Genomic DNA, 230 nt, shown 5'->3' with positions numbered 1-230 from the left:
GTCGGCGTGACAGTCAGCCGGACGGTGACTGGTGCCTCGGATGTACCCAGGGAAACAGCAGAAGCCACCTCTGTGGCGGCTGTATCGGGCATCTGCGGATCAGCGCTGGCGCCTGCATACGCATTCAGCGTGACGGGCACATCCTGAAAGAAGCGCGAGAACGGCTCGCCGAGCAGCTGATCGACCGAGAGCGCGCGCACCATGCTGATGCCGGCCGCATTGGCGTACAC

General features: G+C 64.3%; 1 protein-coding gene. It reads right to left on the bottom strand.

Translation table 11 applies throughout. The features are described from left to right. A partial coding sequence (locus AC2FA3_RS15705) for a hypothetical protein (protein ID WP_490510414.1) occupies positions 1–230 on the bottom strand: 230 nt, incomplete at both ends.

The organism is Janibacter sp. CoH_79_TC_3 (assembly GCF_058197955.1).
The sequence above is the reverse complement of the archived record's forward strand: the minus strand, read 5'-3'. Positions and strand labels throughout refer to the sequence as shown.